The 24,824-nt window shown below is 34.2% G+C and carries 27 protein-coding genes; 26 read left to right on the forward strand and 1 reads right to left on the reverse strand.

The genetic code is table 11. The annotated features are described in order from the left end of the window. Nucleotide 1: 1 nt before the first annotated feature. Together MHI39_RS10585 and rpsA are read left to right on the forward strand one after the other, a co-directional pair. The gene (locus MHI39_RS10585) at nucleotides 2–586 is read left to right on the forward strand and encodes a lysophospholipid acyltransferase family protein (protein WP_058002348.1); all 585 of its coding nucleotides are present in this window, start codon (nucleotides 2–4) and stop codon (nucleotides 584–586) included. A gap of 184 nt (nucleotides 587–770) precedes the next feature. Beyond that, on the forward strand, nucleotides 771–1,907 hold the full coding sequence (gene rpsA / locus MHI39_RS10590; RefSeq protein WP_071976100.1) for a 30S ribosomal protein S1: 1,137 nt from the start codon (nucleotides 771–773) through the stop codon (nucleotides 1,905–1,907). Between the two features lie 124 nt (nucleotides 1,908–2,031). Here the strand turns inward: rpsA and MHI39_RS10595 are convergent, their stop codons facing one another. After that, nucleotides 2,032–2,166, reverse strand: a complete 135-nt coding sequence (locus MHI39_RS10595; protein ID WP_065107195.1) for a YpzI family protein — start codon at nucleotides 2,164–2,166, stop codon at nucleotides 2,032–2,034. A 105-nt stretch (nucleotides 2,167–2,271) separates the two neighbouring features. Here MHI39_RS10595 and MHI39_RS10600 point away from each other — a divergent pair, with 105 nt between their 5' ends. The 24 genes from MHI39_RS10600 to MHI39_RS10715 all read left to right on the forward strand — a co-directional run bounded on the left by MHI39_RS10600 (nucleotide 2,272) and on the right by MHI39_RS10715 (nucleotide 24,814). After that, nucleotides 2,272–2,886: a hypothetical protein gene (locus MHI39_RS10600; RefSeq protein ID WP_058002350.1), complete on the forward strand. Its 615-nt coding sequence runs from the start codon at nucleotides 2,272–2,274 to the stop codon at nucleotides 2,884–2,886. Nucleotides 2,887–3,071: 185 nt separating this feature from the next. Next, a complete protein-coding gene (gene der, locus MHI39_RS10605) occupies nucleotides 3,072–4,382 on the forward strand; it encodes a ribosome biogenesis GTPase Der (RefSeq protein WP_058002430.1) in 1,311 nt (436 codons plus the stop codon). 99 nt (nucleotides 4,383–4,481) lie between these two features. Beyond that, entirely contained in the window at nucleotides 4,482–5,525 is a 1,044-nt protein-coding gene (locus MHI39_RS10610) for an NAD(P)H-dependent glycerol-3-phosphate dehydrogenase (RefSeq protein WP_058002351.1), read from the forward strand. A 588-nt stretch (nucleotides 5,526–6,113) separates the two neighbouring features. Continuing rightward, nucleotides 6,114–6,314: a DUF2768 domain-containing protein gene (locus MHI39_RS10615; RefSeq protein ID WP_058002352.1), complete on the forward strand. Its 201-nt coding sequence runs from the start codon at nucleotides 6,114–6,116 to the stop codon at nucleotides 6,312–6,314. Between the two features lie 36 nt (nucleotides 6,315–6,350). Then, a complete protein-coding gene (locus MHI39_RS10620) occupies nucleotides 6,351–7,058 on the forward strand; it encodes a hypothetical protein (RefSeq protein ID WP_058002353.1) in 708 nt (235 codons plus the stop codon). Nucleotides 7,059–7,334: 276 nt separating this feature from the next. After that, entirely contained in the window at nucleotides 7,335–8,813 is a 1,479-nt protein-coding gene (gene spoIVA, locus MHI39_RS10625) for a stage IV sporulation protein A (RefSeq protein WP_058002354.1), read from the forward strand. Nucleotides 8,814–9,076: 263 nt separating this feature from the next. Further along, the gene (locus tag MHI39_RS10630) at nucleotides 9,077–9,349 is read left to right on the forward strand and encodes an HU family DNA-binding protein (RefSeq protein WP_058002355.1); all 273 of its coding nucleotides are present in this window, start codon (nucleotides 9,077–9,079) and stop codon (nucleotides 9,347–9,349) included. Nucleotides 9,350–9,627: 278 nt separating this feature from the next. Beyond that, nucleotides 9,628–10,194 carry a GTP cyclohydrolase I FolE gene (folE, locus tag MHI39_RS10635; protein ID WP_058002356.1) on the forward strand — a complete coding sequence of 189 codons (567 nt, stop codon included), beginning with the start codon at nucleotides 9,628–9,630 and terminating at the stop codon, nucleotides 10,192–10,194. A gap of 166 nt (nucleotides 10,195–10,360) precedes the next feature. Continuing rightward, entirely contained in the window at nucleotides 10,361–11,173 is an 813-nt protein-coding gene (locus MHI39_RS10640) for a heptaprenyl diphosphate synthase component 1 (protein ID WP_058002357.1), read from the forward strand. Between the two features lie 3 nt (nucleotides 11,174–11,176). Beyond that, the gene (locus MHI39_RS10645; protein ID WP_058002358.1) at nucleotides 11,177–11,881 is read left to right on the forward strand and encodes a demethylmenaquinone methyltransferase; all 705 of its coding nucleotides are present in this window, start codon (nucleotides 11,177–11,179) and stop codon (nucleotides 11,879–11,881) included. Nucleotides 11,882–11,900: 19 nt separating this feature from the next. Then, entirely contained in the window at nucleotides 11,901–12,863 is a 963-nt protein-coding gene (gene hepT, locus MHI39_RS10650; RefSeq protein WP_071976099.1) for a heptaprenyl diphosphate synthase component II, read from the forward strand. A 109-nt stretch (nucleotides 12,864–12,972) separates the two neighbouring features. Then, nucleotides 12,973–13,419: a nucleoside-diphosphate kinase gene (gene ndk / locus MHI39_RS10655; protein ID WP_058002360.1), complete on the forward strand. Its 447-nt coding sequence runs from the start codon at nucleotides 12,973–12,975 to the stop codon at nucleotides 13,417–13,419. A gap of 112 nt (nucleotides 13,420–13,531) precedes the next feature. Then, nucleotides 13,532–14,305: a protein-glutamate O-methyltransferase CheR gene (locus MHI39_RS10660; RefSeq protein ID WP_058002361.1), complete on the forward strand. Its 774-nt coding sequence runs from the start codon at nucleotides 13,532–13,534 to the stop codon at nucleotides 14,303–14,305. A gap of 166 nt (nucleotides 14,306–14,471) precedes the next feature. After that, nucleotides 14,472–15,644, forward strand: a complete 1,173-nt coding sequence (aroC, locus tag MHI39_RS10665) for a chorismate synthase (protein ID WP_058002362.1) — start codon at nucleotides 14,472–14,474, stop codon at nucleotides 15,642–15,644. Nucleotide 15,645: 1 nt separating this feature from the next. After that, on the forward strand, nucleotides 15,646–16,710 hold the full coding sequence (gene aroB / locus MHI39_RS10670; RefSeq protein ID WP_278890777.1) for a 3-dehydroquinate synthase: 1,065 nt from the start codon (nucleotides 15,646–15,648) through the stop codon (nucleotides 16,708–16,710). Nucleotides 16,711–16,724: 14 nt separating this feature from the next. Further along, nucleotides 16,725–17,090 (forward strand): chorismate mutase, encoded by a 366-nt coding sequence (gene aroH, locus MHI39_RS10675; RefSeq protein WP_058002364.1) that lies wholly within the window; start codon nucleotides 16,725–16,727, stop codon nucleotides 17,088–17,090. A 6-nt stretch (nucleotides 17,091–17,096) separates the two neighbouring features. Further along, nucleotides 17,097–18,200: a histidinol-phosphate transaminase gene (gene hisC, locus MHI39_RS10680; protein ID WP_058002365.1), complete on the forward strand. Its 1,104-nt coding sequence runs from the start codon at nucleotides 17,097–17,099 to the stop codon at nucleotides 18,198–18,200. A gap of 27 nt (nucleotides 18,201–18,227) precedes the next feature. Further along, nucleotides 18,228–19,334: a prephenate dehydrogenase gene (locus MHI39_RS10685; protein ID WP_071976097.1), complete on the forward strand. Its 1,107-nt coding sequence runs from the start codon at nucleotides 18,228–18,230 to the stop codon at nucleotides 19,332–19,334. Nucleotides 19,335–19,361: 27 nt separating this feature from the next. Beyond that, on the forward strand, nucleotides 19,362–20,645 hold the full coding sequence (gene aroA, locus MHI39_RS10690; protein WP_310795886.1) for a 3-phosphoshikimate 1-carboxyvinyltransferase: 1,284 nt from the start codon (nucleotides 19,362–19,364) through the stop codon (nucleotides 20,643–20,645). Between the two features lie 83 nt (nucleotides 20,646–20,728). Further along, the gene (locus MHI39_RS10695; RefSeq protein ID WP_058002368.1) at nucleotides 20,729–21,616 is read left to right on the forward strand and encodes a hypothetical protein; all 888 of its coding nucleotides are present in this window, start codon (nucleotides 20,729–20,731) and stop codon (nucleotides 21,614–21,616) included. A gap of 14 nt (nucleotides 21,617–21,630) precedes the next feature. Continuing rightward, nucleotides 21,631–22,902: a tetratricopeptide repeat protein gene (locus tag MHI39_RS10700; protein ID WP_058002369.1), complete on the forward strand. Its 1,272-nt coding sequence runs from the start codon at nucleotides 21,631–21,633 to the stop codon at nucleotides 22,900–22,902. Between the two features lie 34 nt (nucleotides 22,903–22,936). Continuing rightward, nucleotides 22,937–23,485, forward strand: a complete 549-nt coding sequence (locus tag MHI39_RS10705) for a ReoY family proteolytic degradation factor (RefSeq protein ID WP_058002370.1) — start codon at nucleotides 22,937–22,939, stop codon at nucleotides 23,483–23,485. Between the two features lie 203 nt (nucleotides 23,486–23,688). After that, on the forward strand, nucleotides 23,689–24,150 hold the full coding sequence (locus MHI39_RS10710; RefSeq protein ID WP_058002371.1) for a YpiF family protein: 462 nt from the start codon (nucleotides 23,689–23,691) through the stop codon (nucleotides 24,148–24,150). Between the two features lie 154 nt (nucleotides 24,151–24,304). Beyond that, nucleotides 24,305–24,814, forward strand: coding sequence for a ubiquinol-cytochrome c reductase iron-sulfur subunit (locus MHI39_RS10715; RefSeq protein WP_058002372.1), 510 nt, complete (start codon nucleotides 24,305–24,307; stop codon nucleotides 24,812–24,814). Nucleotides 24,815–24,824: the final 10 nt, after the last annotated feature.

Raw genomic sequence — 24,824 nt, forward strand, 5'->3', positions numbered from 1 at the left:
AGTGACTTTTTACTCATTTGCAAAAGTGGTTGTATGGAGGATTTTTAAACCGCTATATAGAATTCAGGTTATTGGCAAAGAGCATTTTCCTGAAAAGGGTGGTGTGCTCTTATGTGCTAATCATATCGATAATCTGGATCCACCAGTAGTTGGTATTACAGCACCTAGACCAGTTGTATTTATGGGAAAGGAAGAACTTTTTCAAAAACCACTATTAAAAACATTAATGGAAAAATTAAATGTCATTCCTATAAAAAGAGGTATGAGTGATAGGGAAGCGTTGCGTAAAGGACTAAATGTTCTAAAAAAGGATCAAGTTCTAGGACTCTTTCCTGAAGGTACACGCAGTAAAACTGGGGAACTAGGTAAAGGTCTTGCAGGCGCAGGTTTTTTTGCATTAAGGACGGATGCCGCTGTTATTCCTTGTGCAATTATTGGACCTTATAAACCTTTTAGCAAATTAAAAGTGGTGTATGGGGAACCGATAGACCTACAAGAATATCGTGATAACAAAGCAAATCCTGGTGAAGTCACAGATGTGATCATGAATCGAATTAAAAAATTGATCGATGAACATCGCAAATGAGTCACTTTACTTGACAAAATGTAGTATTTGTTAGAAGTTAGTATAAAGGATCATTTTTGAATTGTTTGAAAGTATAAAAAGCTATTGTTGCTAATTGGATGATTTCTAGTTTTATCGATAGAGATGATGACTTGAAAGACAACTAGCCAAAGCTTATCGTTATTTGGATTAAGGAGGAGTACATATGACAGATGATATGAATCAAGTGGAAGTAAAGACCTTTTTAGAGAATGATAGGGTAAAAGGAACGGTTACTAAGGTTGAAGAAAAACAAGTGCTAGTAGCCATTGAAGGTAGTAAAATAGATGGCATCATCCCAATCAGTGAACTGTCTAGTCTTCATGTTGAACAAGCATCTGACGTTGTAAAAGAAGGGGATGTCCTTGATCTAATTGTAACAAAGGTTGAAGAAGAAGCATTAGTTGTTTCTAAACGCAAAGTAGATGCAGAAATAGCATGGCAAGAAATGCAACGTCGTTTTGAAAACAATGAAATTTTTGAAGCAACCATCAGTGATGTAGTTAAAGGCGGATTAGTTGTTGATCTTGGAATCCGTGGCTTCGTTCCTGCTTCATTAGTTGAAGATCATTATGTAGAGGATTTTAGCGATTATAAGGGTAAACAATTAACTTTTAAAATCGTAGAATTAGATCGTGACAAAAGCCGTATTATCCTTTCACATAGAGCAGTTATTGAATCAGAAAAATTAGAGAAAAAGAAACAGGCTTTACATCATATTCAAGCTGGTCAAATTCTTGAAGGGAAAGTACAAAGAATTACTGATTTTGGAGCTTTTGTTGATATTGGTGGTGTAGATGGACTTGTTCATATCTCTCAGCTTTCTCATGAACATGTAGAAAAACCTTCTGATGTAATTGAGGAAGGGCAACTTGTAAAAGTGAAAGTATTATCGGTTGATCACGATAATGAACGTATATCACTGTCAATAAAAGAAACTCAGCCTGGACCTTGGGCAGATATTGAAGAAAAGGCTCCGAAAGGAACAGTACTAACGGGTAAAGTGAAGAGATTAGTTTCATTTGGGGCATTTGTTGAAGTGTTCCCTGGAGTGGAAGGCTTAGTTCATATCTCACAAATTTCCCATAAGCATATCAATACACCACATGAAGTTCTAAAAGAAGGTCAAGAGGTTCAAGTGAAAGTATTAGATGTAAATACTCAAGATAGTCGCCTCTCTTTAAGTATTAAAGATCTTGAAGAACGTGAAGAAGAAGTTGTGGACTATGAACTTCCCGAAGAAACAAAAGGATTCCAATTAGGTGAAGTGATTGGTGATAAACTAAAAGATTTAAATAAATAAAATAAGATATAAGGCTATCCTCATAGTAATATAGGGATAGCCTTTTTCCGTATAAAATTTTGTTCATGCTTATCTATTCAATTCTGCACTAATGATGATAAAACATGAAATTTGCCATTTTATGTTAGCCTTTTTGATTCCTTCTGGCATCCTCGGCACTCTCTAATTTAGTTGAGCCATTATAATGAAGGGCCTGATCTCTATCTGACTCAACTCTTCTACTTTGTTTTAACTTTTTTTCTTGTCTATCTCTTCCCATATTTTAAACACCTCCTAAAAAGTAGGATAACTTGAAAAATTATTACTATTCATGGTTAGAACCTTTTTTATTTTCCTATAATGAAAATGAAAGGAGGTTAAAGGGATGGATGGTTTTTATTCTTTATTCTTTTTATGGTCAGTTTGGATTTATACCACATTTATCTTAAGTCGTCAAAATCAATTAAGATTCCGGATTGCATTTCTATCATTATTATTATTAATCGTATATCCATTTAGCATTTCGCTTTTTTCCATTCCGATGCAATTGTCATCAATTATACTACTTATTATCTGTTATTTTTATTTTAGTAAGCTGAAATTTTGGAAAAAAGTCTATATGTTTTTGGCTATTTTTATTATTATGATTGGTTATTCTGGATTTTTATTATTAGAATTATACGATCCAGTTTGGATTTTTATGGACAGGAAATTTTTATTTGGATTCGTGCTTTTTTTACTTGCTCAATTATTATATCCTCGTTCTTTACCTTCGCAAATTTTGTGTGCATTCACTGGTACTATACATGGAGAAATAATCTATTCTTTAATTTTAAAAAAGTGGGGATTTCCATATATTATAGGTGATAGATCGTGTTTAGATATTTGCGCTTTAGTTATTTTTTTCCTCTTATCTTGGTTTATGATTAATAAAATGATAACAAGTATAACACTAAAAAATAATGTACTGAAGGAAAATAAGGCGAAATTGTTAAAATAGTTTTTTGGCTCGTTATAATATGGATGAATGTTTATTTTATTAGATTTGAGTTTCTTTCCATTCAATGATTGCTTGTCATACATATTATTGATAAACTATGTAGGTTAGACATTATACTAAAGCAAGTAAATGAAAGAGTAAAAATGAATGAAATGAAAGAAATTATAAATGAAAGGGTGATTGAGGTGACAAAACCAGTTGTCGCAATTGTAGGTCGTCCGAATGTAGGAAAATCGACAATTTTTAATCGTATTGTCGGTGAACGTATATCAATTGTTGAAGATGTTCCCGGTGTGACAAGAGACCGTATTTATAGCTCGGCAGAGTGGCTTACTCACGATTTTAATATCATTGATACCGGAGGGATAGATATCGGTGATGAACCATTCCTCGAACAAATACGAGGGCAAGCTGAAATCGCAATTGATGAGGCTGATGTGATTATTTTTATTACTAGTGGTCGTGAAGGGATTACTTCTGCAGACGAAATGGTCGCTAAAATTTTATACAAATCAAAAAAACCTGTTGTTTTAGGTGTAAATAAAATTGATAATCCTGAAATGCGAGATCAAATTTATGATTTCTATTCTTTAGGTTTCGGAGATCCATTTCCGATTTCTGGATCACATGGGATTGGTCTTGGAGATCTTTTAGATGAAGTTGCAAAACATTTTCCAAAAATGGAAGAAACGGAATATGGAGAAGATACGATTAAATTTAGTTTTATTGGACGCCCAAATGTTGGGAAATCCTCGCTAGTAAATGCGATCTTAGGTGAAGAAAGAGTAATTGTAAGTGATGTTGAAGGGACAACAAGAGATGCAATTGACTCCTCCTACACCTTTGAAGATCAAGAATATGTCATCATTGATACTGCTGGAATGAGGAAAAAAGGAAAGGTTTATGAAAGTACTGAAAAATATAGTGTGTTACGTGCCTTAAGAGCGATTGAGCGTTCAGATGTTGTCTGTGTCGTAATTAATGGTGAAGAAGGAATAAGAGAGCAGGATAAGAAGATTGCTGGTTATGCACATGAAGCGGGTAGAGCAATCGTAATTGTAGTAAATAAATGGGATGCAGTTGAGAAAGATGAAAAAACGATGAAGAAGTTTGAAGAAAATATTCGCGAACATTTTCTTTTCTTAAGTTACGCACCAATTGTATTTCTATCAGCAAAAACAAAGAAACGTTTACAAAATTTAATCCCTATTATTAAAACTGTAAGTGAAAATCATGCAATGCGTGTACAATCAAGCATACTAAATGAGGTCGTAATGGATGCTGTTGCTATGAATCCAACCCCAACAGATAAGGGAAAACGCTTAAGAATATATTATTCAACTCAAGTTGCAGTTAAACCTCCGACCTTTGTTGTTTTTGTAAATGAACCTGAATTAATGCATTTTTCCTATGAACGTTTTCTTGAAAATAGAATTCGTGATGCCTTTGACTTTGAAGGTACACCAATTCGTTTAATACCACGTAGAAGGAAATAATAATTGTGAAAAAACAGTAAATAAGAAAAACAAGATGGCTATTGTAAAACTGTTTTGTCATTTTATACTTATCTTCAAATAAAAAAGCAGGTGATCGTGTTGTCTAATAAAAAGGAAAAGGTTGCAGTGATTGGAGCGGGTAGCTGGGGAACAGCACTGGCAATGGTTTTAGCAGACAATGAGCATGAAGTACGTCTTTGGGGACATAAACAAGAACAAATCGAGGAAATTAATCGTTTTCATACTAATCAAAAATATTTACCTAATATTCAATTATCTGAATCTATTATTGGTTATTCTTCATTACAAGAAGCCCTTGAAGATATCGAGGTTATCATTTTGGCTGTCCCAACTAAGGCCATTCGAGAAGTATTAGGGAAAATACGTGAATTTCAATTATCTAAATTAACAATTGTTCATGTCAGCAAGGGAATTGAGCCAGACACTTTACTTAGAATATCTGAAATGATTGAAGAAGAAATGCCTAACGATCTTTTAAATGCTGTTGTTGTTTTATCAGGACCTAGTCACGCTGAGGAAGTAAGCTTGAGACATCCAACAACAGTTACAGTTTCTTCTCACGATGAAGCTGCTGCTAAACGTGTACAAGACCTATTTATGAATCAAAATTTTCGGGTCTATACCAACTTAGATGTTATTGGTGTTGAAATAGGTGGAGCATTAAAAAACATCATTGCTTTGGCAGCAGGTATATCTGATGGACTTGGCTATGGGGATAATGCGAAGGCTGCATTAATAACAAGAGGATTAGCGGAAATTGCAAGACTTGGTACAAAAATGGGTGCTAACCCATTAACGTTTTTGGGTCTTTCTGGGATAGGTGATTTAATTGTCACTTGTACAAGTGTTCATTCACGAAATTGGCGAGCAGGAAATATGCTTGGTAAGGGAATGAAGTTAGAAGAAGTACTGGAAAATATGGGAATGGTCGTTGAAGGGGTAAGAACCACAAAAGCAGCACATCAATTATCAGAGAAATATGCTGTTAGAATGCCGATAACCGATGAATTATATCGAGTTCTCTTTAATGAATACCATCCAAAAGATGCAGTTGATAATCTCATGGGAAGATTGAAAACGAATGAGATGGAAGATTTAACAAATTTATTAAATATTGAATGATACATTTAGTAACTTTTTTTGTCCTACTTTTTCAAATGAATGGGCATTCGACGATGCAAATAAGTATTGATTTGCATAAAATGCCATGAAGTAAAAGCTTTAAACTTGTGGAATGGGTATTTGTCTATTTTTTTCTTACTGAAGTGAGGTTAACGCCCCTTGCTTCGGTTTTTTTAGTTTTCAATAAGGAATTTTTTTCTTTTACATTTTTGAGGTGATATTAATTGGAAAAAATAGGTTGAAGACCGCCGAGTCTTTTGATCAACTAAGAAAAGAATTTTGAACGTGATACGAACACTAAACTTTTTATTAGGCATAAAAGCCTGCAGTAGGACTTATACAAAAAAAGCAACTTACGATATGAAAATAGCATGAAGTACGGAAGATGCTTAAAATTTTTCAGTTCATTTACTAATCATTATTGATCAAATGATGTCATTGAAAAATATTTCAGATTTTGTCACATGGCTTGGCAAACATAGATAGACCATAGAAGGGATTGTGTTATAATATAGTTGCTTTGCTTATTTTTAAAAGTAAACGCAGTCATTATACATAAGATTAGTTGAACAAAAAGGTGGATATTATATGTCTGAATCGATGTTTAAAATGTGGGTGTCTATTGCTGGAATGGGCTTAATGGCAATAGCGATGGTTGTCATTTATTTAAGTAGGTATAAGATTAAATTCAAATTTTTAAAAGCTATAACAGCTATTATTGCTTATTTATGTTTAATTATTGGCGGATTAATCATGGTATACGTCGTATTTACAGGACCTACAAGTTAATGATGAATTTTCCGTGGAAAGGATTGGAATAGTACGTTGAAAAGATTGACTCTCCTATTTCTAGTATGTATTTCTATTACTATGTTAAGTGGTTGTCTATACCCTCAAGAAAAATTAGCTGAAAATCAAATTCCTTATGAGGATCAAATACAATCGGTACAAACGGCAGTAGATAAATTTCAAAAAGATAATGGTGGGATTCTACCTATCAAGACTAGGGATCAAAGTACACCAATATATGAAAAATATCCAATAGACTATAAAAAAATAGTTCCGCAATACTTATCTGATTCTCCTGGGAATTCTTATGAAAATGGTGGAATCTTTCAATATGTTTTAATAGATGTAGAAACAAATCCTACAGTTAAAATATTTGATTTAAGAATAGCGGAAAAAATAAGAGAATTACATATGAGGATCAATGCTCAAGGGTATCCTCCATATAAAAATGAAGTATCTAAAAATGTATATACACTAAACTATAAAAAAATTGGTTATAAGGAGGAACCGTTTGTAGTTTCCCCGTATACAAATAATAATCTTCCTTTTGTCATCACAGGACAAGGAGACATTTTTGTAGACTATAGTAGTGACCTATATCATGTACTTCGCAACAAAAATGTAAAAGTTAAACCTGGAGAGGATATCCGACATATTTTAACGGATGATTCCTTATTTGTACCAGCGTATTCTCTCCCCTATACAATAAACCAAAAAAATGAACCTATTTTTTTAGCAAAATAGTCATAACCCTTTCTTTACAAAATATATTGTAAAGGAAGGGTTTTATTTTTATGGTTTTGTGGTCATTTTAAATTGATATGAATCTGTCTCATGACTTGTAATAGATGAATGGGATACCACTATCAAGGTATAGATTAACTTGGCCAAAATGATAGAAAAAGTTGATAAATCATCAATTTATAGTCATAAGAGAATAGGACAACATCATACACATATAGTGTCCAAAACTTTTTAAGGATGTAATGTCCCAGGAACTTAATGTGGGGAGGGAATCTCTTGGAAAAGGTTGATATTTTTAAAGATATTGCTGAAAGAACAGGCGGCGATATTTATTTAGGTGTAGTAGGTGCAGTACGAACTGGAAAATCAACATTCATAAAAAAATTTATGGAGTTAGTCGTTTTACCAAATATTGCAACAGAAGCGGATCGTAATCGAGCTCAGGATGAACTGCCTCAAAGCGCAGCAGGTAGAACAATAATGACAACTGAGCCGAAATTTGTTCCGAACCAAGCGGTTTCTGTTCATGTCGGTGATGGATTGGATGTCAACATTCGCCTTGTTGACTGTGTTGGGTATACCGTACCAGGTGCAAAGGGGTATGAGGATGAGAATGGACCACGAATGATTCATACTCCATGGTATGAAGAACCTATCTCATTTCACGAAGCAGCAGAAATTGGTACACGTAAAGTAATTCAAGAGCATTCTGTTATTGGCGTCGTCATTACAACTGATGGTTCAATTGGCGAAATCCCGCGTCAGGATTATGTTGAAGCAGAGGAAAGAGTCATTGCTGAGTTGAAAGAGGTTGGAAAGCCTTTTATTATGGTTGTTAATTCTGCCAAGCCTCATCATCCTGAAACGGAAGCATTGCGCTCATCACTTGCTGAAAAATACGATATACCAGTTGTAGCCATGTCAGTTGAAAGCATGAGAGAAGGGGATGTATTAAATGTCTTAAGAGAGGCACTTTATGAATTCCCTGTGCTAGAAGTAAATGTTAATCTACCAAGCTGGGTGATGGTTCTAACAGAAAATCATTGGCTACGAGAAAATTATCAAGAAGCAGTCAAGGAAACTGTCAAAGATATTAAAAGGCTAAGAGATGTTGATCGTGTTGTGCAACAATTTAATGAATATGAATTTATACAGGATGCAGGACTAGCAGGGATTGAAATGGGGCAAGGGGTTGCAGAAATTGATTTGTTTGCTCCTGATGAACTGTATGATCAAGTATTAAAAGAGATAGTTGGGGTAGAAATTCGCGGAAAAGATCATTTACTTGAATTAATGCAAGATTTCTCCCATGCAAAACGAGAATATGATCAAATTGCAGATGCGCTAAAAATGGTCAAACAAACTGGTTATGGAATTGCGTCTCCAACTTTAGGAGATATGAGTTTGGATGAGCCGGAAATTATTCGCCAAGGCTCACGATTTGGAGTGAGATTAAAAGCTGTTGCACCATCCATTCATATGATTAAAGTTGATGTTGAATCAGAATTTTCTCCAATCATTGGGACAGAGAAACAGAGTGAAGAACTTGTTCGATATCTCATGCAGGACTTTGAAGATGATCCACTATCCATTTGGAATTCTGATATATTTGGGCGTAACTTAAGTTCAATAGTACGTGAAGGAATTCAGGCGAAGCTGTCATTAATGCCTGAAAATGCTAGATATAAACTTAAAGAAACATTGGAAAGAATCATAAATGAAGGTTCAGGTGGACTGATTGCGATTATACTATAATCGTTTAGAAAAAGAAATACCAAGCTAAAAAAGCTTGGTATTTTTCTTTTTTTGATGAAAGATTTCCCACTAATTCACGAATTATTCTTGCTAAGGCTATTTTATTGTGATAATCTTTTATCAGAATTGTTGTTGGTTCAGCAATCAACGCTGTTCTATTCAGGTTTTTCATGGTATACATGTATAGAAACCGGTCAAAATGTTTAGTAATGTAAATAGGACAAAAACTAAATGTTTTATTTCTCTGGGAGGAGGTGAATGGCATGAACAAAACTGAACTTATCAATGCTGTTGCTGAAAGCACAGAACTTTCTAAGAAGGATGCAACTAAAGCGGTTGATGCTATTTTCGAATCTATTCAAAATGCATTAGCTAGTGGTGATAAAGTCCAATTAATTGGATTTGGTAACTTTGAAGTGCGTGAACGTGCTGCTCGTAAAGGACGTAATCCACAAACTGGTGAAGAAATTGAAATCGCAGCCAGCAAGGTACCTGCATTTAAACCAGGTAAAGCGCTTAAAGATGCTGTGAAATAAATACATATTTTACTTTAGGCGTTAAAAAAGGGCTGGCTACAGCCCTTTTTCTTTTATAAACTCTTCAAGAAAAATACTCTCCTTGAATCAAAACTCCTAACAAAATGTTACAAATCTCGATTCTAGTATTTTACTGTATTACACAGAATATGCTAAGATTAGAACTGTTATGTAAAGGCACTTTTCTAAAACTTTGTTATGGAAACAGCCAATCAATAGTGAAACCGATATAATGATTGAAAAATAAATAATGCTTTTAATTTGTAGGAGGACACACCATGGTAGAGATCAATCACAGCCAAATAGAAGAAGCTATTCGAATGATTTTAGAGGCTGTTGGGGAGAATCCTGATAGAGAAGGTTTGCTAGACACACCTAAGCGGGTAGCTAAAATGTATGAAGAAATTTTTGAGGGAATTAATCTGGACCCAAAAGAATCTTTTGATTTAGTTTTTAGTGAAGAACATGAGGAACTAGTTTTAGTAAAAGATATCTCATTTATTTCAATGTGCGAACATCATTTACTCCCTTTTTATGGGAAAGCACATATCGCATACCTGCCTCGTAATGGGAAAGTCACTGGCTTAAGTAAATTAGCTCGTGCAATTGAAATTGTAGCAAAACGCCCACAAATACAGGAAAGAATGACCTCTACTGTAGCAGATTCAATATATGAAATACTTGACCCACATGGTGTTATGGTAGTTATTGAAGCCGAGCATATGTGCATGACAATGAGAGGAGTTAAAAAGCCAGGGGCAAAGGCTATTACGACAGCCGTTCGTGGATCACTCGTCAATGATTCATATGCACGCTCAGAAATACTAAATTTAATACATAATTGATCATTATATTTTTCTCTTGTAACAAAGTTTTAGAAAAGAGCCTAACAAATTTATAATGCTCACAAGTTATAGTTTTTTTATGTTATAATATTTTTTGTTGAAGTTTTCATGACACACTATTTTTAGATATAAATCAAGTACGAGAAAGAAATGGGGCTTAAGGGAAATGGACTTGCAAGAAAGGATGCAACAAATCGCTTTAATTAAAGAAACAATTAAACAAAAGATATCTCAAAATTATTTAATGCAGTTTATTGATGAGCCCTATATTGATGAGGATCGTATGAACATATTAATTGAAAGCTTGTCTAGTTTGAAGCTTACAAAAGGAAATATAAATAAATATGTAACGACGACCATGCTCATTCAAATAGCCCTTGATACCCATGATAAAGTGAATAATACATCCGAATTGTTAAAAAAGCGACAATTAACCGTTTTAGCTGGTGATTATTATAGTGGTCTATATTATAAAATATTAGCTGAAGTTGAAAATGTACCACTCATTCGAACGCTTGCTGAAGGAATTAAGATCGTAAATGAACATAAAGTAGCAATCTACCGACTAGAGGATTGCACTGTTGAACAGTATATGGATACTTTAAAAAAGGTTGAATCAACGATTATTTCTAAATTTATTAATTTTTTTGGATCAAAAGAACTTTCTATTTTAGGTGAAGAGCTATTATTTTTAATTACAATCAGTAATGAAATTGAAAAGGTGAAAAAAGAGAAACACTCAACACTCTTTGAAGCGCTAACTAAGCTTCTCTTGCCGACTAATTTAAATACCTTTCAACAGCTATCTTCAGAAAATAAATATTACCTGATTGAAAAATGTCAACCATTTATAGACCAGACAATTGAAAAGATAGTGATGGTAAAGGAAAAATTAAATCTCAATCAATTATTAGATCAAAGAATACATTTTCTTCTGAAACAACATTCAAGAGAAAAATTATTTTTGGAAGAGGGTTAAGCGATGGCATCAAAGGAAGAGCGTGTACATAATGTCTTCGAAAAAATTTATGATAATTACGATAAAATGAACTCCGTAATAAGTTTCCAACAGCATCTTAAATGGAGAAAAGATACAATGAAAAAAATGGCTGTGGAAAGAGGAAAAACTGCTCTAGATGTTTGCTGTGGAACAGGTGATTGGACGATTGCACTTGCCGATGCAGTAGGAACAGAGGGCAAAGTTTACGGTTTGGACTTCAGTAAAAATATGCTTCAAGTGGGGGAAGAAAAAGTACGAAAATTAGGTCTTGATCAAGTAGAAATGATCCACGGAAATGCAATGGAGCTTCCATTTGATGATCATACATTTGATTATGTAACAATCGGTTTTGGTTTAAGAAATGTTCCAGATTATATGCAGGTATTAAAAGAGATGAATCGTGTACTTAAGCCAGGTGGTATAGCTGTATGTTTAGAAACATCCCAGCCAACCATGATCGGATATCGGCAACTATATTATATGTACTTTCGATATATCATGCCTTTAATGGGAAAAATATTTGCGAAAAGCTATAAAGAGTATTCTTGGCTCCAAGAATCTGCAAGGGACTTTCCTGGTATAAAAGAACTTGCAAATATGTTTGAAAAAGCAGGATTTGTAAATATACAATATAAGCCTTATAGCGGGGGCGCTGCAGCATCACATATAGGCTATAAAGAGAAATAATAAGCTAGGTGGATATTATATGAAATTGCAAAGATTGTATTCGTTCCTAAAAACGGATATAGATATAATTGAAAAGGAACTTATTGCAGCAATACAGTCTGAATCTAAATTATTGGAAACAGCATCTTTAAATTTGATAAGGGCTGGCGGAAAAAGAATACGACCAATTTTTGTACTTCTCTCCGCTAAATTTGGAAATTATGATATTGAGAGAGTAAAAAATGTTGCTGTCTCTTTAGAGCTTATTCATATGGCCTCTCTTGTTCATGACGATGTAATTGATGATGCGGAGCTAAGGAGAGGCAAACCCACTGTTAAGGCGAAATGGGATAATCGTATTGCTATGTATACAGGTGATTACATATTAGCCTGTTCTCTTGAATACATGACTAAAATTGATCATTACTTAGCACATAAAATATTAGCTGATACGATGGTAGAAGTATGCATAGGAGAGATTAAGCAAATTCAAGATAAATATCGATATAATCAAAATTTACGTGATTATCTTCGACGAATCAAACGGAAGACAGCTATATTAATTGCAGCAAGCTGCCAATTAGGGGCAATTGCTGGTGGAACAGAAGAAGATATACATAAGAAACTATATAAATTTGGCTATTATGTTGGAATGTCTTATCAAATTACAGATGATATACTTGATTTTACTGCATCTGAAAAGGAACTAGGTAAACCAGCTGGTGGTGATTTGCTTCAAGGAAATATTACATTACCTGTACTGTATGCCATGCAAGATCCTGAAATAGAAACAATGATTAAGCGAATTAATGAGCATACATCAAAAGATGAAATGAAAGAAATTATTTTGAAAATAAAAAGCTCAGGTGCAATCGAGAAATCGAATGAAATTAGTCAGCGATATTTAAAAAAAGCATTATCCATGTTAGAGCAACTTCCGAATAATCGGGTCAGAAAATCATTGACTGATGTGGCTAATTTTATTGGAAAGCGTAAATATTAAAGTCAAGTTATCATACCTTTCATTGCTAAATCTCGCAAAAAATGATAATATTTTCGAGGATACATAATTCCAACTAGAAAAAGAGGAACATCAGTAGGAGGATTTTATAATGGAAAAAACATTTTTAATGGTAAAACCAGATGGAGTACAAAGAGAATTAATTGGTGAAATCGTTTCCCGTTTTGAGAAAAAAGGATTCCACCTTGTTGGTGCAAAACTTATGAGCGTATCAAAAGAATTAGCTGAACAACATTATGGTGAACATAAAGAGCGTCCATTCTTTGGCGAATTAGTGGATTTCATTACTTCAAGTCCAGTTTTTGCCATGGTTTGGGAAGGTGAAAACGTTATTGCTACTGCACGTCAAATGATGGGATCTACTAATCCAAAAGATGCTGCACCTGGAACAATCCGTGGTGATTTTGGAGTAACAGTTGGTAAAAATATTATTCATGGTTCTGATTCACCTGAAAGTGCAGTAAGAGAGATTGGCCTTTTCTTCAAAGAAGAAGAATTAGTAGAGTACTCAAAATTAATTAATAACTGGATTTATTAATTTTTTTTAGGATTGGTGATTTCACCAATCTTTTTTTATTTTCATGGTGCTTTTTATTGGTAAAGTCCGTTATACTTAAATTGTAATATGACTATTTCATAGGAGAATGGAAATGACAACGGATTACATAGAATTTATTAACCAAGTAAAGAGAAAGACAAAAATAGATTTATCACTATATAAAGAGGCGCAAATGAAAAGAAGATTAACCTCCTTGTATGAAAAAAAAGGTTTTACATCTTTTCAAGAATTCTTTCAGGCAATGAATAATGACCAAGAATTATTAAATGAATTTTTAGATAGAATGACAATTAATGTTTCCGAGTTCTATCGTAATAAGCAAAGATGGGATGTTTTGGAGAATAAAATATTCCCTACTCTCTTAAAAGAAGGAAAGCCATTAAAAATTTGGTCAGCTGCTTCATCTACAGGTGAGGAACCATATACAATTGCAATGGTGTTATCAAAGCATGTTCCTTTATCAAGTATTTCTATTTTAGCAACCGATATTGATGTAAACGCGATACAAAGAGCAAAGTTAGGTATATATCCTGAAAGATCTCTTAATGAAGTACCTGAAGATATAAAAAAGAAATATTTCGAAAAACAGGGTTCCTACTATCATGTGGCTGACGAGATAAAGAAAACTGTTAAATTTAAACAACATAATTTACTTGCAGATTCATATGAATCAGGTTTTGATTTAATTGTTTGTAGAAATGTAATGATTTATTTTACTGAAGAAGCGAAAGATTCTCTTTATCAAAAATTTAATGCAGCTCTTAGACCAGGAGGAATGTTATTTGTAGGAAGTACCGAACAAATTTTTAATCCTCAATCCTATCATTTTGCTATTGAAGATACGTTCTTTTATAAAAAAGTTTAATTGAGGGTGACCCATTTCTTAGGCGTCACTTTTTTTAATAGGATTAGTTTAATTACTATTAAAGGGTTTTTGACTATCGTAAAAATTCAAAATTTTATTTATCTCTATTGGAAGTTATGTTATAGTGATACATAAATCCTTTAAAGTACTGAAGGAGGAAGAGGAAATGAGATACTTAACATCTGGTGAATCCCATGGCCCACAACTTACGACGATTATTGAAGGGTTACCAGCGGGAATGCCATTAACAGCTGAGGATATTAATACTGAATTAGCACGACGACAAAAAGGTTATGGTCGTGGAAGGCGAATGCAAATCGAAACCGATCGCGCTAACATTTTAGGTGGAGTTCGCCATGGTTTAACACTTGGATCACCATTAGCATTGGTTGTAGAAAATAAGGATTGGAAACATTGGACCAAAATAATGGGGATAGAACCACTAGAGGAAGGTCAAGATGAGGAAATCAAAAGAAAAGTGACTCGCCCAAGACCAGGACATGCTGATTTAGTTGGCGGTATAAAGTATGGTCATCATGATATGCGTAATGTATTAGAACGTTCCTCTGCACGAGAAACGACTGTGAGAGTAGCTGCAGGTGCAGTTGCAAAAAAGCTATTAGCATTATTAGGGATAAAAGTTGCAGGACATGTGCTTGAAATTGGTGGAGTTCGTGCAAATGCATTGGAATACTCAACCATAGATGAATTAAAAGAAAGAAGTGAAAAATCTCCAGTTCGTTGTATTGATAAGGAAGCAGAAAAGAATATGATGGAAGCAATTGATAAAGCTAAAAAGAATGGAGATTCCATTGGGGGAATTGTCGAAGTAATAGTGGAAGGAATGCCATCAGGTGTAGGGAGTTATGTGCATTATGATCGGAAGTTAGATGCTAAGATTGCTGCAGCCATTATGAGTATTAATGCATTTAAAGGTGTTGAGTTTGGTCTGGGATTTGAAATGGCTCATATACCAGGTAGTCAGGTTCATGATGAGATCCTTTGGAGTGAGGAAAGAGGCTATGAACGACGAACCAACCGTTTAGGTGGTTTTGAGGGAGGAATGACCACCGGTATGCCAATTGTTGTTCGTGGTGTAATGAAGCCTATACCTACATTATATAAACCTCTACAAAGTGTTGATATTGAAACAAAGGAACCATTTACAGCAAGTATTGAACGTTCAGATAGCTGTGCTGTTCCTGCTGCTAGTGTTGTTGCTGAAGCAGTGGTTGCTTGGGAAGTAGCTTCTGCAATAGTTGAACAGTATTATAGTGATCGTTTTGAAACATTAAAGGAAATCGTAGAAAAAGAAAAAACATATAGTAGGTTTTTTTAGTATGGAAAAAGTAGCGATTTTTACTGATTCAAAAAATTATGAAGTGTTTATAGGGGAAGATATTTTAGATTCATTACATATGAGACTGAATAAATATTCAAAGGTACTATTGGTGACAGATGAAACGGTCAATCGTCTTCATTTAAATACTATCATTCATAGTATCCCAGAAAGAATAGATTATGAAGTCTATACGACTCCAAGTGGAGAAAAAGCGAAGACGTTTAAGGTTTATGAAGACTGTATTTCCTTTGCGTTAAAAGTGGGTATTGATCGAAAATCAGTGATTCTTGCATTTGGTGGAGGGGCTATTGGTGATTTAGCCGGCTTTGTCGCAGCGACATATATGCGTGGAATTGCATTTATACAGATCCCAACCACAATATTAGCTCATGATAGTGCAGTAGGTGGAAAGGTAGGAATCAATCATCCGCTTGGTAAAAATATGGTTGGCGCTTTTTATCAACCAGATATTGTTATTTATAATACAAACTATCTCAACACCTTGCCTGTTAGGCAAATTAAAAGCGGATTTGCAGAAGTGGTTAAGCATGCCCTGATTGCGGATGTTAATTTCTTAAATGAACTCATGAATCATGTACAGTCAATTGAAGAAGTAATTAGTGACAAGCTTCCTACCTATTTAAAAAGAGGAATTGAAGTGAAAGCAAAAATTGTAGGTCTTGATGAAAGGGAAAGTGGTGTACGAGCCTATTTGAATTTTGGGCATACACTTGGTCATGCATTAGAAGCACATGCGGGATTTGGTAATCTTACTCATGGTGAAGGAGTTATGTGTGGCATGGTTTACGCTCTTTTATTAAGCAAAAAGCTTGTTGGATTAGACTTTGATTTAGATTCATTTATAAATTGGATTGAAAGATTAGGGTATCAGTGGAAAATTCCTTCATCCACACAATTTGATACAATATACGAATTAATGAAAAGAGACAAAAAGTCTGTTGCAAATAAACCTGTCTTTGTTTTACTTAAAAGCATCGGAGAACCCGTATTAACAGCTGTAGATGTGCCTGTATTAAGGGAAACATTTTATATGATGAGTTAATAGGAGGGGGAAAAATGATACGCGGAGTTAGGGGAGCGACAACAGTTACACAAAATGATGAAAATGAGATTGTGAACTCGACAGAGGAATTAATAATGGAATTGATAGAGCAAAATGCCATAGAAGCAGCTAATGTTGCTTCTGTTTTCATATCAGTAACAGCAGATATCAATGCCGAGTTTCCTGCCAAAGCATTGAGAAGGTTTTCTTCATGGAAATATGTACCTGTGATGTGTATGAAGGAAATTAACGTGAAGGGAAGTCTCCCTCTTTGTATCCGTGTGATGATTCATGTAAATACAGATAAAGCTCAACAAGATATTATACACATTTATTTAAAAGATGCAGTAACTCTGAGACCAGATTTGATAAAGGAGTGAATATTCATGAAATGGAATAGTAAAATTTTAAATCTAAAGGCATACCAACCAGGTAAATCAATAGAAGAGGTGAAAGCAGCCTTTCATTTAGATGAAATTCATAAATTAGCATCAAATGAAAATCCGTATGGCTACTCACCAAAAGTAAAGGACTTATTAGATAAAGAGGGTAGCTCAACATTTTCTTATTATCCGGATGGATATTCAACCCAATTACGAAAAGAAGCGGCTGAATTTTTAGGGGTAAAGCCAACCCAGTTAATTTTCTCAAATGGAACAGATGAACTGCTACATATTATTTCTAATGCTCTACTAGAGCCAGGAAAAAATACAGTGATGGCCAATCCTACCTTTTCACAATATAAGCATAATGCAATATTAGAAGGTGCTGAGATAAGAGAGGTACCGTTAATAAACGGAGAACATGATTTAGATGGAATGCTTACTCAAATTAATCAGGATACAGCAATTGTCTGGGTTTGTAGTCCTAATAACCCTACAGGTGTATATATTAACGATGAAAAATTACAGAGTTTTTTAAAGAAAGTACCTAAAGATGTACTAGTGGTATTAGACGAAGCTTATTATGAATATGTTTGCGCTGATGATTATTATGATGCACGTGTATTAATCCAGCAATATCCAAATTTAATTGTTACAAGAACATTTTCTAAAATTTATGGTCTTGCAAGTTTTAGAATAGGCTATGGGATTGCATCTGAAGAAATTATTCAAGCACTTGAACCTGTCCGACAACCATTCAATACAAATGTTTTAGCCCAAAAAGTAGCATCAGTAGCTCTGAGTGATCAAAGCTTTGTTCAAAATTGTAGGAAATTAAATCACGAGGAATTAGAACGTTTCTATCAATTTTGTGAGAAAGAAAATCTAAATTATTATCCTTCACAAGGAAATTTTATTTTAATTGATTTTGCACATGATGGTGATGAGGTATTCTCATTTTTACTCTCAAAGGGATATATTGTTCGTTCAGGGAAAGCATTAGGTTTCCCTACATCGGTTCGGGTAACAATTGGTACAAAAGAACAAAATGATGGTGTTATGGATGCAATGCTTGAATTTCTGAAGCAAGCATCGATGATAAATTAGAATTTATACACATCAGGGGGAGAAGAGTTGCAACAGAAAATATTCGTTATCGGATTAGGTCTAATTGGAGGTTCGGTTGCTTTAGCAATTAAAAATGAGCACCCAAATACTACAATTATTGGCTATGATAGGGATGCAGAGATAGCTAATCAGGCGAAAATTTTAAAAGTAATCGATGATATGGCAGAGAGCATCAAACAAGGTGCCGTTGATGCCGATTTCATTATTTTGTCTATTCCAATCTTTGAAACGGAAAAAGTAATGGAAGAATTAGCATTATTGCCATTAAAACAAAGCGTTATTATCACCGATACAGGAAGTACAAAAAAATCAATTATGAAAAAGGCTGCATTATTTATTGAGAAAGGTATTACTTTTATTGGGGGTCACCCGATGGCAGGATCACATAAAAGTGGAGTGGTAGCTGCCAAACGTTTGTTATTTGAAAATGCCTTTTACATGCTAACTCCACCCGAACATACAAACATGACGGAACAAGTGAACCAATTAAAACATTTATTAGCTGGTACAAAATCTAAGTTTATTGAATTAACCGCAGATGAGCACGATGAAATGACAGGTATTCTTAGTCATTTTCCTCATATTATTGCAGCGTCATTAGTAGGGCATGCAAAAAAATATCAAGAGATCTATCCATTATTGCAAAGATTAGCAGCTGGTGGATTTCGAGATATTACACGGATTGCCTCCTCTAACCCACATATGTGGACTGATATATCTTTGCGTAACAAGGATGTATTATTACAGCTTATGTGTGAATGGAAACAAGAAATGCAGAAAATCGAACAAATGCTAATAGATGATGAATATAATAAAATCTATCAATTTTTTGCAAATGCAAAATCTTATCGTGATGGCTTACCCATACATACAAAAGGTGTCATCCATTCTTTTTATGATTTATATGTCGATGTACCTGATTATCCAGGGGTTATTTCTGAAATAACTGGGTACTTAGCTGAAGAACGAATTAGTATTACAAATATCCGAATTTTGGAAACGAGAGAAGACATTTATGGAGTATTGCGAATTAGTTTTCAAACAATCCAAGATCGGGAACAAGCGATGGTTTGTTTAAAAAATAGGACCAATTATGAACTATTCATACAATAAAAAAATGGAAGGAGTGTTGCCGATATGATCCATCTACAATCAAAAAAATCGGGATTGAATGGAACAATTGATGTTCCCGGTGATAAATCGATATCTCATCGAGCCATTATGTTTGGAGCGATTGCAGAAGGGATAACGACTGTAAAAAACTTCTTATACGGAGCTGACTGTAAAAGCACGATTGAGTGCTTTCGAAAGCTTGGGATCAAGATAGAGGAGCAGGATGGCGAAATAAAAATACATGGAAATGGTTTTGATGGCTTAAAGGAGCCAGTTGAAATTTTAGACGTTGGTAATTCTGGTACAACGACACGGCTTATTATTGGATTACTTGCTGGTAGGCCCTTTCATTCAGTCATCATTGGAGATGATTCCATTGCGAAAAGACCGATGAATCGCGTAACAGACCCATTAAAACAAATGGGAGCGACAATACATGGCAGGAGAGGGGCGAATTATACCCCATTATCTATTGTAGGTAGTACATTGCATCCTATACAGTATAGGTTACCTGTCGCAAGTGCACAGGTTAAATCCTGTCTTCTTTTAGCTGCCTTGCAAACAGAGGGGGAAACGACAATTATAGAGCCAGCTTCTACGAGAGATCATACGGAAAGAATGATTAAACAATTTGGTGGAAATCTAACCATTAATGAAAATACAATAAAGATTTCTGGAAAACAAAAATTAGTAGCATCAGATATTCAAGTTCCAGGGGATATTTCCTCTGCAGCCTTCTTTATGGTTGCTGCAGCGATAGTGAATGAGAGTAAAGTAATTCTTGAAAACGTTGGTTTAAACCCGACTCGTACAGGAATTATTGAAGTCTTACAAAAAATGGGTGCATCCATTGATGTAAAAGAAAATACTTTGAGCAATTTCGAACCATCAGGTACAGTGACTGTAAAAACGAGTAATTTACAAGGAATCGAAATCGGAGGTGAGTTGATTCCACGTCTGATCGATGAATTGCCAATCATTGCACTTTTAGCTACCCAAGCAAGTGGGAAAACTGTCATTAAAAATGCAGAAGAATTGAAAGTAAAGGAAACGAATCGAATTGATGCGGTTGTAAAGGAATTGTCTATTCTTGGAGCAAAGATTGAAGCTACAGAGGACGGTATGATTATTTATGGGAAAACACCTCTAAAAGGTGGTAAAGTAAAAAGCTATGGAGATCATCGAATAGGGATGATGCTAAGTATTGCTGCCTTAATTTGCGAAGAAGATGTATATATCGAAGGAGCAGAAGCAGTCAGTGTTTCCTACCCGAATTTCTTTGAACATTTACATTATTTAACAAAAAAATAAGAAAAAATCTACAGTTCATCCTGTCATTTTCTCCTCCATCAAAACATAGCTTGTCTATATAGTTATTAGATGGAGGGGAAAGTATGTATATCATAGATAATGCAGATATATACTCTGAAGAAGCAAAAGACATAAAGCAGCAATCATTTATTATTAAAAACAATAGCTTCCATTCAATTAAAGCAACTAAGATGAAATCATCATTGATGAAAATGAATGTAGCGTCATTTATCATGACACCTACACATGTGATGCTAGACGAAAAACTCCCCAACACCTCGTTTCCATTACTAAAACAGTACTTCATTAAAAATTTTCTTCAAGAAGGTTGTCATACGATTATAACGTCATTCGCCATTCAATATGAATTCCAATTTGATGAAGAACTACATAAAAAAAGAATAACATTACTCAATAGTCCTGTTGATTATTGTATTGCCATAAGACTACCATTAGAAAAACTATCAACTAGTTTGATTCGAAAGTGTAAAAAGGAAAAAATCGCCATCATTTTATTAGAAATTCAAGATGAATCTACTATAAACGATATTCCATGGGGATGGATAAGAGAAGCAATGTTTCCTTATAATCCTATACTAGTACCAACTTTATTAACTAAAGAAGAGTCAAGAAGAAAATTGATCTTAAAACAATGGAATGATGTATTAGGAAAAGAGAAAATTCCGAAACTTTCTAAAGAATTGTTGCAAAAAACCCCAATTTCAATAAAAGACTTAAAGAAATTTGGTTTATACCCTAAGAGAGGAGATTTACATGTTGGGGGAGAAATCAATTATAATCTTTATTTTAAAAACGGGATAGTTGCTGAACAGAGTAAGATTCTTTATGATAATAGTAGATTAGCGATTATGGTACACAAAGGGCGAGTAATTACTACGGCGAATCATGTGACATTTCGTCCAGGTTTCGGGGAAGAAATAATAATAAGAAGAACTTCCCTCTTTGTGTAAGAAAGGGAAAGAAAATGAACATACACGAAAATATAGAGAAAATGATTCAGTTACTAGAAAATGGAGATATGGATAAAGCAAAGGATCTTTTTCTTAAAATAAAAAATTCAAATAATGATGAAGAAAAATATTTATTAGCTGAGGAATTATTGCAATTAGGGTTTTTAAATGAAGCAAAGGAACTTTATGAACTATTACTTGTCTCATACCCAAATGAAGGTGAATTAAAAGTTTCATTAGCAGAAATACTCATTGAGATGGATAAGGAATCTGATGCAATTAGTTATTTAGATTCAATCCAAGAGGATGATCCTGATTATCCGCGAGCTTTACTAATTTTAGCGGATTTATACCAAATGCAAGGATTAGTGGAAGTGAGTGAGAATAAACTACGTCAGGCAAAGCAGTTACTTCCAGACGAATCCATTATTGATTTCGCATTAGGGGAACTCTATGCATCGGAGGGTAAAAATAATGAAGCGATAAAGTTCTATGAAGAGCTTCTTAATCAAGGAAAAACTTTAATTGCAGGTGTAGATATAAATGGACGTTTAGCTGAAGTACTGAGTTCAGCCGGAAAATTCGAAGAGGCGTTACCTTTCTTTGAACGAGCAGTTGAAGAAAATAATGAAATAAATACATTATTTGGTTATGCATTGACCGCCTATCAAGCAGGATTTTTCAAAAAGGCTATCGAATTATTTATACAATTGAGAGAAATGGATCCTGAATATCATTCACTTTATTTGTATTTAGGAAAATGTTATGAAAGTGAAGAGGATCTAGAAAATGCGATGCAAGCTGTAAAATCTGGCATAGCAGTAGATGAATTTAATAAAGAATTATACCAATTTGGTGGAAAGCTTGCGTTAAAGTTAGGAGATGAGTCGCTTGCTGAAGAATATTTTCGACAAGCACTTGTTTTAGATTCAGGTTATATTGATGCTGCTTTAACACTAAATAAGCTTCTTCTACATCAACAGCGTTATGAAGATGTCTTAGAAATTACATTGCAAATGGAAAAAGAAGGTGACATCGATCCACAATTACATTGGGATGCTGCAATCTCTTTCCAAGCTTTAGAACAATATCAGGATGCATTAAAACATTATCAGCAAGCATATAATGACTTAAAGAATCATTCAGAATTTTTAGCGGAATATGGTTACTTCTTAATGGAAGAAGGAAAAAGATCAGAAGCAATTGAAATTTTTCAAACACTTTTACACGATGATCCTTTAAATGAGGAATGGATCTCACTCTTGGAACGACTAGAAGATCATTAATCGCATATATTCATTATGCAGAGGAGGGATTACATTGGCTGCCACCCCTGTATCTGTCAACGAGAAAAAAGATTTTATACGCTGGTTTTTGAATCATTATCAATTAAAGAGAAGGGAATCAGTCTGGATCTTAAATTATTTAATGAGTCATGACCAATTAATGGAAAAGGTTCATTTTGTCGAAGAAGCGCAATTTTGTCCTCGAGGATTAATTATGTCTACCCATTGTGTTGATAATGTACCATTCCGATTTTATAAAGAAAATATTATGACTACTGATGCTGAAAAATCGTTTCATGATATTCGCTTAAATCGAGAGGAAGATATTTACATCCAGTTAAATTTCAAATCAGCTAATCTTTCTTATCAGTATGCCGCTGTGCTTGAAGAGAATCCTTTTATGCCAAATTTATTACGCATAAATGATGAAGATCGTATTGTTGCTGAAAAATTTTTACAGGAAAGTATACTAGGCTTTCAACGGGAAAAATTATTAAAGGAAATTGATGAAGCTCTTGATAACCTTGACTTAGATTCATTTAACAAATTAACAGAGCAGCTTAAACAATTAAATGTCGACTAGTTTCTCCTCTTGCTCCTGCAAGAGGTTTTTTCTTGAAAGATAAATGATTGTTTAGGGAACAGGATTTCATTTATAATATTAAGTGCTAACGTTTGCAGATGCACTTTTCTTTTTAAATTTAGACAATAGCTATTAGAAAAGATGTACTTTATTTTGCATGTTCTGTAAAAGGTTTTGTAATAATATATTTTAGGAGTGTTTATATGAAGTGGAATGGAAATGATATAGAAACCTATTTAAAGGAGAAGCAGTTTATTGATACTGCAGTCGTCCCCTTATTGCCAATTGCAATTGGGTCAGAAATGAAACAAGCAGCTTCACAAGGTGAATTCATTGAGCTTTTATCCTTACATTTAGAAAGGCAATTTAAAGGAAGATTGCTTCTGTTTCCAGCTTTTACGTATTTAAATACATTGGAAGATCATCAAAAAATGGACATGCTTCAAAATTGGGAGGTGAAATTGAAAGAAAGTGGTTTTTCCCATATCTTTTATTTAACTTCCGATATCTCATGGAGGGAGCAAGATAAAACGGAGGGAAAATTGATCTGGATACCGTCTGTCCCTCTTGAACATATGGAAGAACAATATAAACATTCCATTTTAGAGGATCAAGTAAAACAATTAATTAATATTATTGTTCAACAATGGCAAACTATAAAATAATTCGGATATTCGTCACATTGTTGACATGTTTTTAAAGTTGTGACATATTGACCTAGTTGAAAGATTGATATATCATGGTTATGTCCTAGTTTGTATTTGTGCGTATTTTATTAATGTCCATTGGACTTACCTTACTGTTAGAGGGGGGAAAAGGATGAGCAAGAATCCTGTAACAAGACGTCAATTCCTTAGCTACACACTTACAGGTGTAGGAGGGTTTATGGCAGCTGGAATTTTAATGCCAATGGTTCGTTTTGCAGTAGACCCAGTTCTACAGCATAGAGGTGCTGGTGAGTTTCACGCTACACCAAAAAAAGTAGCTGAACTGACAAATGAACCACAACGTGTCGTGTTTAAATACGAACAAGTGGATGCATGGTATAAGTCAGATGTGGAACAAACAGCATGGGTTTATAAAGATGATAAGGGCGAAATCATCGCATTATCACCTATTTGTAAGCATTTAGGCTGTAACGTAACATGGGGCGAAAACAAACAACATCCACATCAATTCTATTGTCCTTGTCATGGTGGACGCTATGAGCTAAATGGCAAAAACGTCCCTGGTACACCACCGTCTGCACCATTGGATGCGTATCCAACAAAAGTTAAAGATGGTTACTTGTACTTAGGAAAACCGAAAGAAAATCCATTTGTAAAGTAAAGGAGGCGTA

Source organism: Heyndrickxia sp. FSL K6-6286 (assembly GCF_038630395.1).
Lineage (GTDB): Bacteria > Bacillota > Bacilli > Bacillales > Bacillaceae_C > Heyndrickxia > Heyndrickxia oleronia.